General features: G+C 46.5%; 11 protein-coding genes. 6 read left to right on the top strand and 5 right to left on the bottom strand.

All coding sequences use genetic code 11. The features are described from left to right. Positions 1-76 precede the first annotated feature (76 nt). The gene (locus OC193_RS22180) at positions 77-637 is read left to right on the top strand and encodes a sugar O-acetyltransferase (protein ID WP_048660919.1); all 561 of its coding nucleotides are present in this window, start codon (positions 77-79) and stop codon (positions 635-637) included. Positions 638-697: 60 nt separating this feature from the next. On the opposite strand, the gene OC193_RS22175 is transcribed toward OC193_RS22180, so the two are convergent. Then, positions 698-1885: an MFS transporter gene (locus OC193_RS22175; protein ID WP_048660920.1), complete on the bottom strand. Its 1188-nt coding sequence runs from the start codon at positions 1883-1885 to the stop codon at positions 698-700. 164 nt (positions 1886-2049) lie between these two features. Here OC193_RS22175 and OC193_RS22170 point away from each other — a divergent pair, with 164 nt between their 5' ends. The 3 genes from OC193_RS22170 to OC193_RS22160 all read left to right on the top strand — a co-directional run bounded on the left by OC193_RS22170 (position 2050) and on the right by OC193_RS22160 (position 5696). After that, entirely contained in the window at positions 2050-2931 is an 882-nt protein-coding gene (locus tag OC193_RS22170; RefSeq protein ID WP_048660921.1) for a LysR family transcriptional regulator, read from the top strand. Between the two features lie 171 nt (positions 2932-3102). Further along, positions 3103-4251 carry an S-(hydroxymethyl)glutathione dehydrogenase/class III alcohol dehydrogenase gene (locus OC193_RS22165; RefSeq protein ID WP_048660922.1) on the top strand — a complete coding sequence of 383 codons (1149 nt, stop codon included), beginning with the start codon at positions 3103-3105 and terminating at the stop codon, positions 4249-4251. 164 nt (positions 4252-4415) lie between these two features. Then, on the top strand, positions 4416-5696 hold the full coding sequence (locus tag OC193_RS22160; RefSeq protein ID WP_048662490.1) for a dicarboxylate/amino acid:cation symporter: 1281 nt from the start codon (positions 4416-4418) through the stop codon (positions 5694-5696). 120 nt (positions 5697-5816) lie between these two features. Here OC193_RS22160 and OC193_RS22155 read toward each other — a convergent pair whose 3' ends face one another. Continuing rightward, complete coding sequence (locus tag OC193_RS22155) at positions 5817-6383, bottom strand: dihydrofolate reductase family protein (RefSeq protein ID WP_132957247.1); 567 nt, start codon at positions 6381-6383, stop codon at positions 5817-5819. A gap of 61 nt (positions 6384-6444) precedes the next feature. Here OC193_RS22155 and OC193_RS22150 point away from each other — a divergent pair, with 61 nt between their 5' ends. Then, complete coding sequence (locus tag OC193_RS22150) at positions 6445-7014, top strand: TetR/AcrR family transcriptional regulator (protein ID WP_048660925.1); 570 nt, start codon at positions 6445-6447, stop codon at positions 7012-7014. A 205-nt stretch (positions 7015-7219) separates the two neighbouring features. Next, positions 7220-8752: a phospholipase D family protein gene (locus OC193_RS22145; protein ID WP_048660926.1), complete on the top strand. Its 1533-nt coding sequence runs from the start codon at positions 7220-7222 to the stop codon at positions 8750-8752. A 118-nt stretch (positions 8753-8870) separates the two neighbouring features. Here OC193_RS22145 and nfsA read toward each other — a convergent pair whose 3' ends face one another. The 3 genes from nfsA to OC193_RS22130 form a co-directional block, all read right to left on the bottom strand. After that, positions 8871-9593, bottom strand: coding sequence for an oxygen-insensitive NADPH nitroreductase (gene nfsA, locus OC193_RS22140; RefSeq protein ID WP_048660927.1), 723 nt, complete (start codon positions 9591-9593; stop codon positions 8871-8873). A gap of 189 nt (positions 9594-9782) precedes the next feature. Beyond that, positions 9783-10895 carry an OmpP1/FadL family transporter gene (locus tag OC193_RS22135; protein ID WP_048662486.1) on the bottom strand — a complete coding sequence of 371 codons (1113 nt, stop codon included), beginning with the start codon at positions 10893-10895 and terminating at the stop codon, positions 9783-9785. Positions 10896-10997: 102 nt separating this feature from the next. Further along, positions 10998-12398: a DUF1254 domain-containing protein gene (locus tag OC193_RS22130; RefSeq protein WP_048660929.1), complete on the bottom strand. Its 1401-nt coding sequence runs from the start codon at positions 12396-12398 to the stop codon at positions 10998-11000. Positions 12399-12447: the final 49 nt, after the last annotated feature.

Below are 12447 nucleotides of genomic sequence, written 5' to 3'. Positions count from 1 at the left end.
AAAGATATGCGATATTGCGTTTTTGGTCGATGTATTGACCATTACTGGGTAAGTAGTGTGGAAATAGGTAAATAACGTGAAAACAGAAAAACAGAAGATGTTGGCAGGTGAGCCTTACCTTGCTTGGGATGAAGAACTGTACGCGGAGCGAATCGAGTGTCGTAAGGTTCTTCAAAAGCTTAACAACAGTATTCCAGACAGTGACGAATGGCGTTCTGCAATTGACACCTTGATCCCTGATTCTGAAGGCACGTATTTAGAGCCGCCATTTCGTTGTGACTACGGCTCAAACATCAAACCGGGTAAGAACTTTTACGCCAACTTTAACTGTGTGATTTTGGATGTCGCGGAAGTAACTATTGGTGACAATGTGCTGTTCGCTCCGAATGTACAAGTGCTCACGGCAGGTCACCCATTGGATGTGAAGAGTCGTGTCGACGAAGGCGTTGAGTTCGGTACCCCAATTACCATTGGTGACAATGCTTGGATTGGTGCGGGCGTGATCATTTGCCCAGGTGTGAACATTGGTAAGAACAGTGTTATCGGTGCGGGTAGTGTTGTGACCAAAGATGTTCCAGACAATGTGGTTGCGGTGGGTAACCCATGTCGAGTATTAAAGCCGATTGATAACGAATAATGAAATAGACAAAGCCTGAACCTAGATTCGGGCTTTGTTGTTTCTAACTCTTCTAAAATATTAGACGTTAGATGCAGCGACTTGCGGAGTCTGTTTCTTGTCTAGCAGACCACTGAATCGAGTCAGTGCTAGTGCGACTAAGACGATCACAGCGCCAATCCAAGGTGTGTTCATTAAGCCTGACTCTGCAACAATAATACCGCCGCCCCAAGAGCCAAGTGCGATGCCTACGTTGAAGGCTGCAATGTTTAAGCCTGATGCTACGTCGACTGCATCTGGCGTGTATTTCTCTGCCAGCTTAACCACGTAGACTTGCAAGCCTGGAACGTTACCGAAGGCAAAAGCACCCCACACCAAAATGGTAGCCACTGATGCGTATGGGTTAACTGCGGTAAAGTTGAAGACTACCAATATAGCGGCTAGACCAGAGAAGATGACCGTCAGCGCTTTGATTGGCCCCATTTTGTCGGCCATCTTACCACCCCAGATGTTACCTACCGCGACTGAAACACCGTAGACCAACATGATTAGGCTGATTGCGCTTGAGTCGAAACCAGACACATTTTCTAGGATCGGAGCAAGGAACGTAAACGCGGTAAATGTGCCGCCATATCCCAGTGCTGTGATTGCATAAACCAATAACAGTCTTGGTTGAGTCAGAACTTTTAGTTGAGCTGATAACTTAGCCGCTGGTGGTTGTTTTAGGTTGTTAGGTACTAACAGTGCACTACCAATCAAAGCGATTAAGCCTAGTAGAGCAACGATCAAGAAGGTCGCTTGCCAGCCAAAAGTTTGACCTATGTAAGTACCTAGTGGTACGCCAGTCACGAGCGCTACTGTAAGTCCTGTAAACATAATCGCAATCGCACTCGCGGCTTTCTCTTTGGCCACCAATCCAGTCGCGATGGTTGAGCCGATCGAGAAGAACACACCATGAGCCAAACCCGTTAATATACGCGCAGCAATAAGAGTGTTGTATCCCGGAGCCTGCCATGCCAGTAAGTTACCGACAACAAACAGAGACATCACGCTGAGCAGTACCAGTTTGCGGTTCCATTTACCGGTGAGCGCAGTAAGGACAGGTGCACCGACAGCAACACCTAGTGCGTAAAGGCTAACTAACAGGCCTGCTGATGGCAGTGATACATTTAAGTCGGTTGCCATGGTCGGAATTAAACCGACGATGACAAATTCTGTGGTTCCTATGGCAAAGGCGCTGAGCGTCAGTGCAAGTAAAGCTAGAGGCATAATTATTTCTCTCAAAGGTGATTCTTAAAAGTGGAGCTTATTTCTTGGCTCGTTTTGTTGGCGAGGATTATGAGAGAAATATCCTTTGCCAAAAATAGTGTGATTAACAAATTACTTTTGTTATAAATGCAATAGTTGTGTTGTTCTTGGCTTAGGAGATTCCCGTGTTAACGCGATCGGATGATTTAGAAATTATGCTTACTGTCGTTGATAGCGGTGGATTTTCTGCTGCGGCGCAGACGCTCGATATTCAAGTGGCTCGTGTATCACGAAGCGTCAGCCGAATTGAGAATCAGCTAGGCGTTTCTCTCTTTAATAGGACCACTCGTCGAGTTGAACTGACGGAAGAGGGACGACAGTTTGTTGATTCTGTTAGGTTGGGTCTGCAAATGATCCAAAGCGCTGAAGAGGAAATTGTATCGCGCGGTGAATTACCAAAAGGACGTTTGCGAGTCGATGCTGCTAGCCCATTTGTGTTCCACCAGTTAGTGCCGATAGTCGGTGAGTTTAATGAGGCTTACCCTGATATTGAGCTTGAACTGACCTCAAATGAAGGGTTTGTGGATTTAATAGAGAAACGAACCGATGTCGCCATACGAATAGGAAAATTAACGGACTCCACACTCCACGCCCGCCCATTAGGTAAGAGCCTCCTCTATATGGTGGCGTCACCTGATTATCTGGCTAAACGCGGCATACCACAAAATGCAGATGAGTTATCAATGCATCAGACAGTGGGCTTTACTGGCGCGAAGGTGTTGAATCACTGGCCACTGCCAAACCAAAACTTCGTAGAACCAACCATGACAGCAAGCAACGGTGAGACTGTGCGCCAATTGGTATTAGCAGGCAATGGTATCGCTTGTTTATCTGGCTTTATGGTACAGCAAGATATTGCTGAAGGGCGATTGATTCCTTTATTGGAACATTTGAAACTGAATGACACAGATCGAGAGCGAGTCAATGCGGTTTATTACAAGTCGTCCTCCGTCTCTAAACGTATCTCCGCGTTTATCGATTTTATTCAGCCTAGGCTAAGCCTTTGATTGATCGTTAGACGAAGTTAATCTCACTATTTATTATTACCAATATGTAATAATCATTCTCAAAAAAATGGGATTATCAAATTGGATGGTCACACCTATACTAGCTCCAACAAAACGAGAGAGCGATAACAAACAAGCTCAACGTTGACTGACTAATATAGGAAATATCACATGACTATCGAAATCAAACCTGGTCAAACTCATATCCAATCTAAAGCTATGGTTGCTTGGAAAGCGGGCGAGCCGCTAAAGCGTGAAACGGTTGACGTTGAACTGCCAAAAGCTGGCGAAGTACTTGTTCGTATCGTTGCTACTGGTGTTTGTCACACTGACGCATTCACTCTTTCAGGTGACGATCCAGAAGGCATCTTCCCTTCTATCCTTGGTCACGAAGGTGGCGGTATCGTTGAAATGGTTGGCGAAGGCGTAACAAGCGTTGAAGTTGGCGACCACGTTATCCCACTTTACACAGCTGAGTGTGGCGAATGTAAATTCTGTAAGTCTGGTAAAACTAACCTTTGCCAAGCGGTTCGTGAAACTCAAGGTAAAGGCCTAATGCCAGATGGCACAAGCCGTTTCTCTATCAACGGTGAGCCAATCTTCCACTACATGGGTTGTTCTACTTTCTCTGAGTACACTGTACTTCCAGAAATCTCACTAGCGAAAGTAAACAAAGAAGCACCTCTTGAGGAAGTTTGTCTTCTAGGTTGTGGCGTAACCACTGGTATGGGGGCGGTACTGAACACAGCTAAAGTTGAAAAAGGCGACACAGTTGCTGTATTCGGCCTAGGCGGTATCGGTCTTTCTGCAATCATCGGTGCTCGTATGGCGGGTGCAAGCAAAATCATCGGTGTTGATATTAACGAGAGCAAATTCGAGCTAGCAAAACAACTTGGCGCGACTGACTGCATCAACCCAATGAACTACGACAAGCCAATCCAAGACGTTATCGTTGAGATGACAGACGGTGGTGTTGATTACTCATTCGAGTGTATCGGTAACGTAAACGTGATGCGTCAAGCTCTTGAGTGTTGTCACAAAGGTTGGGGTGAATCAGTTGTAATTGGTGTTGCAGGTGCAGGCCAAGAGATCTCAACTCGTCCGTTCCAACTAGTAACAGGTCGTGTATGGCGTGGTTCTGCTTTCGGTGGTGTTAAAGGCCGCTCTGAGCTTCCAGAAATCGTAAACCGTTATATGGCGGGTGAGTTCGGACTGCAAGAATTCATCACTCACACTATGGGTCTAGATGACGTAAACGAAGCATTCGAACTAATGCACAAAGGCGAGTCTATCCGTACTGTTCTACACATGGATAAATAGCCTTAAATCTTAAACCTCATCTGGTTTTCATAAAGTCCGTTAGATTGAATCTAACGGACTTTATTTTTTCCTAGGCACACTTTACCAAGGAATATTTTTATTAAAGGTTGTTCCCTTTAATAAAGGTATCTGAATTGTCCTACAGGGTTACTGGAATTGTCCTTATGTTGACTAAACTTCGCCACTCTTTACCTCTTCAGTTAATGTTAGCTGCTTTGCTTGCATGGCTTTTTGCACAACTTATTGCTTCAACCTTTGGCATTACCCAAACGGGGTGGTATCAGTTCTTAATGCTTGGTAAAACTACTTATATCGGCTTGCTAAAAATGGTCGTTGGTTTAGTGGTTTTATTCTCGTTGTTGCAAGGTATAACAAGCATTGGCTCGATCACTCGATTGAAGCAAATTGGCCGTAATACAGTACTTTTCTATAGCTTCACGACGCTGATAGCCATCTCTTTGGGCTTGGGTGCTTCATTGCTGTTGCCTGCTTGGGAGCCTTTAACCAGCGTTGCTACGATTGGAGACGATGTTCAGCTTATAAGTGAAGATGCGGCGGGAGGAGCTGCGATTGCCAGCAAGTTGTTTAGCATGGCGCTCGTGAACCCAGTAGCGGCGTTAGCCAATGGTAACTTGCTCGCGATTGTCGTGTTCTCATTCATGTTGGGTATTGCTTTACTTTCTTCATTGCCAGAAAAACACCCGATTTTTGAGGTGCTTAATGGCTTGAACAAGAGCATCAATACCATTGTTGGTTGGATCATTCGTTTAGCTCCGCTCGCGGTTTTCGCCATTGTTCTCGATTTTACCGTTCGTGGTGGTGAGTCACTGTTTGAGCAATTGGCACTATTTGCTTTGCTCGTGTTTGTGCTGACTCTGATCCACGGAGCGATTGTACTGCCGACCATTGCGAAGGTGATGACTGGGATTCGCTTTAGCACATTATTTAAAGGAATCTCCGCGCCAATGGCGATGGCGTTCGCGACGTCATCAAGCTCTGCTACTTTGCCACTAGCGATGCAGAGCGCAGAAGAAAAGCTCGGCGTATCGCAAAGTACAAGTAGCATGGTGTTGCCACTTGGTGCAGTGATGAACATGGATGGTACGGCACTCTTCGAAGGGGTTGCTGCGATCTTCTTGGCTCAACTGTTTGGTGTGGATCTCACTACTTCTGGCTTGGTGATGATCTTCATTATGGCGATGGTCTCTTCTGTGGGAGCTCCGGGCATGCCATCTGGGTCTATGTCTGGCATGCAGCTGGTGTTATTGGCTGCTGGTATACCACTGGAAGCGATCGCGATTCTGCTCATAATTGAACGCCCGTTAGATACATTCCGTACGGCGGTAAACGTAGAAGGTGACATGATTGCTGCACTGGTCGTGGATAAATGGCAGAAACAACAAACAACAGTATCTGAGCCAACACTGAGCGAGTCTCCAGCTTAGCGAATATTCTTGTTTGATTAAAAAGCCCGTTCAGACATTATGAACGGGCTTTTTGTTGTTTGTTAATGTATGCAGTCATTCAGTGTTGATCGGTACATAACCTTTATGCGAACAACAGATTTAACACTTACGTAAGTAGTGAGTAGTGACGATCTCATCAAGGTAAGTCGTGACGTTTTTGAGCGTAAAGTCGAGAGGAGAGACTAAGTCACCAAATAGCGGAGATCCGCCACCAAGAACAACGGGAATCGTCGAGATGATCAGTTCATCAATCAGGTCTTCTTTCAGGAAGTTTTGAATGGTCACACCGCCATCAATATACAGATTGTTAAGGCCTTTGCTGTTGAGGTCTTCGATGATCTGAGTGAGTTCGCCCTTTATCAAGAACACTTTACCTTCAACCTCTTTAGGCACTTCAGTCAACGTGTTACTCAAAACATAAACCGGTTTTGTGTAAGGCCAATCAATACCGAAGCTCAGCACCATATCCATTGTGTTTCGGCCCATTACCAAAGCATCGATACGATCGATATGGGCGTTGTACCCCATGTCATCACCCTCTGGGTTTGGGATGGCTTGTAACCAATCTAGATCACCGTTTTTGTCTGCAATGTAACCATCAAGACTCGTACCGATAAAGACAATATTTGACATTGTTAACTCCGAAATTGAACAGGAACTTGGCATTTACACTGTATTAAATTAAAATATTCTACAGTGTAGAAATTTAAGTTTAAGAGGTGGTGTTATGACTGTCAAGGATCAAAAGCGAGGTCGACCAAAGAGTGGATCAAGCCAACTAAGTGCCGAAAAGATCTTAGATACGGCAAAGTGCATGATGCGGGAAGGTGGTAAAGTGCCGAGTATCAGAGGATTAGCCACAGAACTCGGCGTCGATGCGATGGCGATATACCATTACTTCAAAAACAAAAATGATCTATTGGAGTCGATCACTGTTTCATTAGTAGGTGAGGTGGCACAGCCTGAGCAAAACCATGCGTGGCAAGAGAACCTCTATCAACTTAGTGTGAGTTACTTGTCGGTGTTGAATGACTACCGTGGGTTGCTAGAAACTCTACTAACGATGAAATCGCTTGGGCCTGTTGAGGTGTTTGGTGAACGCTTTGAAGCGGTGTTGAGTCCGCTGAACCTTACATCAGAACAAGCCGAAGACGCCCTTCACTTGCTAGTGGACTATTTGCACGGTTATGCGCTTGCATTGAACTGTAACCCGGATAGAACAGAGATTACGGTTGAGATGGTAAGAAAGCCTTTAGGCCTTTATTGTTTGGCTATCGAACAGTTGAGATCGCAGTAATTTCAGAGCAAAGGTGAGGGTTTCAGGGCGCGGTTTAGCGATGTGCTGCTCACGATGGAGTACTGATGTTTCATTTATAGTGGATAATTACCTATAAATTTCAGGCTTTAGCAGTAATAATCAATGAATAGACCTGAACAGCTTGTGAGTCGCAAAGCTGTAGGGACAGTTTCTAAGATGTCACCGTGAAAAGGAAGTCAGACACATGCCTGTGCTCCAACGCATCAGTTTAACCTTAATTTTAGTCGCTATTCTTGGCGGCTGTTCTTCATTACCAGAAGGCATCGATCACCCGGCAGAACCGTACACCTCTTATGGACCAAGCACTCTGTCGGTTTTAGCGGATGAATATCAACCAGAAGCATCAGAGCAGGCGACGACCGCCGTTCGTTTACAAGAGTCTGGTTGGGATGCATTGGCACAGCGTTTGGCGTTGGTTGAAAGTGCAGAACACACCATCGATATTCAATATTACATCTGGAACTCTGACGGTTCGGGCAGTTATCTAGCCAGCCGTTTATTGGCAGCAGCCGAGCGTGGTGTGAAGGTTCGAGTGATGTTGGATGATATCAACCTCAACGAACGTGAAGGTTTGTTGTCAGCACTGGATGCGCACCCTAACGTCGAGATTCGTATCTTCAACCCAACGCCAACACGCCGTGGTTTCAGTAAGTGGCTAAGCTTCCTTGGCGATTTCTCTCGATTAAATCGTCGCATGCACAATAAATCGTTTACCGTGGATGGCACTTTGTCTGTGGTTGGCGGGCGCAATATTGGTGATGAATACTTTGACCTTTCCGATGAGATTAACTTCCGAGATCGTGATGTATTGGTCATGGGCTCAGTCGTCACCACTATCCAAACTAGCTTTATCGAATACTGGAACAGCCGATGGTCTTATCCAGTCGATATGTTAGGTGACGAAGAACAACCCGATATCTCAATCATTGAGAATATTGCTGCTCCGCATTATCAGAATTACCCAGAGCTACCATTAGATCGTGAAGCGGCAGACAGCCTGCTAAAAAAGGCACTTGGTGAGATGACTTGGGTTAACGCGAGTTTCGCTTATGACCGACCTGTTCCAGTTGACTCCGGTAATACCGATCAACCGAAAGCGACCGCAGTTCTGTTAGGTCAGCTAGCCAGTGAATCGAAGAAAGAGATCTTGCTAGAATCGGCTTACCTAGTATTTGATGACGGCCAATTAGAAGAGTGGCAAGTGTTGAACAAAAGCGGCGTCGAGATAAAGGCTTTAACTAACTCAATGGCGTCTAATGATTTGGTGACTAATCATTCAGCTTATGCGGGCAGACGTTACGACATGTTGGAGCATGGCATCGACCTGTTTGAGTTAAAACCAGATTCCAAGCTGTGTGAAGCATCGACTCAAGACGTGACTAAATGTGCACCTGAGACAGCTTATGGTCTGCATGCTAAATCAGTGGTATTTGACCGCAGTATCGCAAGCATTGGCTCATTTAACTTCAATTTACGTTCTACCTACCTCAATACGGAATCGGTTTTGATCATCAAGAACAAAGGTATTGCTGAAACATTAGCGGACACTATTGAGCAAGCGATGAGTGAAGATAATAGCTGGCGCTTGGAACTGGAAGACGGTGATGTGTATTGGTATTCCGGTGAGCAAAGCTGGGACAGCGAACCTGAAACTGGCAAGTGGGAGAGAATGCAGTCTGGCTTTCTACAATTACTTCCGATAGAGAAATATCTGTAAGCTAGCGGCCTCCGGATTAATAAAATGTCAGCGTATTGTACGCTGACATTTTTGTTTGTGTTGCTAAAACGGGGCTCGCTCACTGGAATCTCTTTCTGTCTTCAGAGCGGCTTTTGCTCTATCGCTTAGTCAGCTCCTTGCTGTTTAGGTAAGGCAGGATATGCGGACGAGATTCGCCAGACAGCTTTTGAGTGATCTGCTGTGACCAACTGCTCTGCTTCTGATTACTTGAGCGATTCGCGTAGTAGCATTGCATTGAATCATCGTAGCGAGCAATTTCGTCTAAGCTCAACGGCTGGTATTGGTTCTCGTGCATCACCACATGAGCAGGAAGGCGAGGCTTAATCTCAGGTTGCTGTACCGGGTGACCTAAACACATCCCAAATAGCACGGCAGTGTGTAGTGGTAGCTCAAGTAGTTCATCGACTTGTTGAGCGCTGTTGCGCAAGCCACCGATGTACACACCACCTAAGCCAAGAGACTCAGCAGCCAGCATACAGTTTTGCGCCATGATGCCTGAATCGACTGCGCCAATCAGGGTCAGTTCAGTAAAGTCGGTTTTCACCTCAGGGTTGATTTGAGCGTGGCGTTGATAGTCGATGCAGAATACTAAAAACTCAGCCGCACTTTCAACGTAAGCTTGGTTGCCTGCGTATTCTGCTAGCAGCTTTCGCTTCTCTTTGTCGGTCACTCTCACGATAGAAACAGCCTGCAGTAAGCTCGATGACGAAGCCGCGAGACCAGCCTGAATAATCACATCAAGTTGTGCTTTTTCAATCGGTTGATTTGTATATTGACGAATGGAGCGGTGCCCCAGAATAGTTTCAATCGTGCTGTTCATAACTCTCAGACAGTCCTTGTGATGATGGTGTAGAGAATCACAATAACGACAATTACTATGAGCGTAAAGGGGGATAGAGTCTTTCTGGTTAGCGGTATGAGATTCATGAAATCAAAAGGATTGCTCTCACAGCCAATCCTTTTTTCGTAACGTTTCTTGCTAGAAGCGAATAACGCTTAAGAGTTCGCTTTAATGGCGAAGAGACAAAGTGATGAAGTGAACTCTGTTGGTCGAATAGCTGCCAGAAGGCTGAAATAGTCCTGAATCAGCATTAATTTCACCATGGCCTAAATCTTGGTATTGGTAACTTAAGCCAAGATGCAGGTCGCTGGAAATTTTACGCTCGGCACCTACGCCGATGCGCCATTGCTGATCGAGTGGCAATAATACGTCTCGGTTGTGGTTGTCTAATGGACTGGTATCCCCACTAATGCCACTGTAGAGCAACCAATCTTCATACGTGTATTCAACGCCCACACCCAGCGAATAAGTGGTGGAGTACTTCTCATCATAGTCTTGCCATGTCTCTAGGTTGGTGCTTAAAAGCAAGGCAAGGTCGCTATTCAAAGCGTGTCGTACTCCAAGGTTCAAGCTTCGTACCCAAGTCAACTCAGAGCTGACTCCAAAGTCATTAGCTTTATCGAGTTCGAGGTCGTGGTCAAACTGGCTTTGGTAACTGATCCCCAGTTGCGTGGTATCGGTAATGTGGAGGTTTACACTCAAGCCAAATCCGAGTTCTAGGCTGTCACCTTCGAGCGTACGGTCTTGTATCGCTTCTGTTTTGAGTGAGGCATGCTGCAAGATGAGTGAGCCACCGAGCGAGAGTGTATCAGTTAACTCATAAGACAATGACGAGGTGAGGTTAACCGCTGCGATGCTGTTTTCTTTGATTAGCAGGGCTGGGTTCGCACCAACGCCTTGAGAATATTTAACCCCGATTCCTCCGGCGGCATGTAAAGCTGCACCCGCAACCCAGCGGTCATTTAACCGCGCCGCGTAAGAGAGGTGAGGCAACACGGAGCCGCTACTGCCGGTGGTTTCTGCTTGGCTATCGCTGCGTACAAAGGTCGACTTTACATCCAGATATTGTGCGCCAAGTATCCAAGCGTCATCCTCGATGGAAGAGAGTGCGGCTGCGTTAGTGATCACTGCAGAGGCATCATTTGCAGTGACATTTCCGGTGCCAGCGGTGCCGACACTTTTGGTCGTCGCGATTTGTGAGAGGTTTAAACCACCTGCATGCGCGACTGAGGTGAACACACCAACCATAATGATAGGAAGTGCGATTAACGGAGTTTTCAAAACAAGAGTCTCATGTTGTTTAGCGAGTGATTGACCGCAACGACGGCGGGTGGCGCCGCTGCGGTAATGGGGGTAGGGTGTTTCAGGCTTCGCTCTCTAGTATTAGAGCTTGGTTACCTGCGGTAGTGGATACTGGTTATCGAGTACCGCTTGTGTTGGCTCGTAAAGACGCATGTGCAGATAAAAGTCATCTTTCGGTGCTGGTAGCCAGTTACATGTTGGATCGGTTGGCTTGCTGTACTGAATACAGATCGGCAGAGTGCCATCTTCTGCGTAAATAAGCTCTTGTTTACGGTTGGTCGAGATTGAGTAGCGCTGAATGAAGTTCTCAACCATAAACAGGTTCTTAGCATCGTACATCGTCAATGACCAGAAGGCCTCCGCAGGCGCATCGGCAGGCATGGTCATGCGGTATTGATGCTCACCAGATAGCTGTTCGCCCTTCGAGTCTGTGTATCGATTTGGGTAGAGTGCTCGCTCAGGTACGTTTAACCCTGCAGCTCGAAGGTTGATGCTGGCGCGGCTCAAGTAGTCGTTTCCATAGCGACCCCCTTCGTACATCATCGACCAACCATTGTTAATATCGCCGATGCTGCGCCCTGCGTACTGAATGATCTTCTGAGACGACTCAATTGCTCGTAGCAAACCTTTTTGCTGTTCAGGGGAAAGCGCTTCTGGGTTGAACGGCGTATCACCACCAATCCCAATTTGCTCAAACTGTTCAACAATCGGCGCATCTTCTGGAATCGGGTTCTTTCTGAGCTCACGGTCGATTAAGGCATACCACTCTAGCCCTTCCGGCCTTGCCATCGGAGGAATACCGCCACTCGAATGCTTGAGTTTCGCCGGTGTATGCTTTTTATCGAGTTCGCTGAGTGGGTAACTTAGGAACTGATCGTGTACCACGAGTGCATCTTTAAGGTCTTGTTCGCCAAAAACGCCAGTACGGTGAATCAACCAAACCATAGGAGTGCGCGATTCAACGACGCGATCAATACCGTCCGGTACCTCACCTTTCCAGCCTTTGTTGACCAGTAGTACTTTTGAACCTTGGTCTCCGGCATTTTTAGTGTGTAGATCATCAATCGACTCAGAATAAGCATCCAATAACTGCACGATATAGTAACGGTTATCGGTTTTCGGGATATCCAGTACCATTGGTCCGGATAGGTCTAAATCGTAGTGTGCCTGTGAGTAAAGCGTGTCGTTATTGACGGTTGGCACGATTTGCTCATGCGGCCCAGACAAAGCGCGTGTTTTACCCATCTCATTGAGAGGTGCCATGCCATTGTCCATGGCGGCATCGACCGAGGTGGTGGTTTGTCTGACAGCAGCAACCGTGAGAGGTCCAGTACCATAAATGAATGCTTGCACACCTAAGTTGTAAGCAAGCTCCTCTTCTGGCGTGGCTGGTTGCTCAGCAAAAGACGGCATCGCCACAACACTGGACAAAGAACACACCAATGTGGCCAGTACCTTTTTCTTACAAAACAGCTTTCTCATGGAACACCTATATTGTTGGAAGTCTATGGTGAAGAGCATAAGAGGAAGT

It is taken from the genome of Vibrio crassostreae, from assembly GCF_024347415.1.
GTDB lineage: Bacteria > Pseudomonadota > Gammaproteobacteria > Enterobacterales > Vibrionaceae > Vibrio > Vibrio crassostreae.
This window is presented reverse-complemented; position numbering and strand designations above follow the sequence as displayed.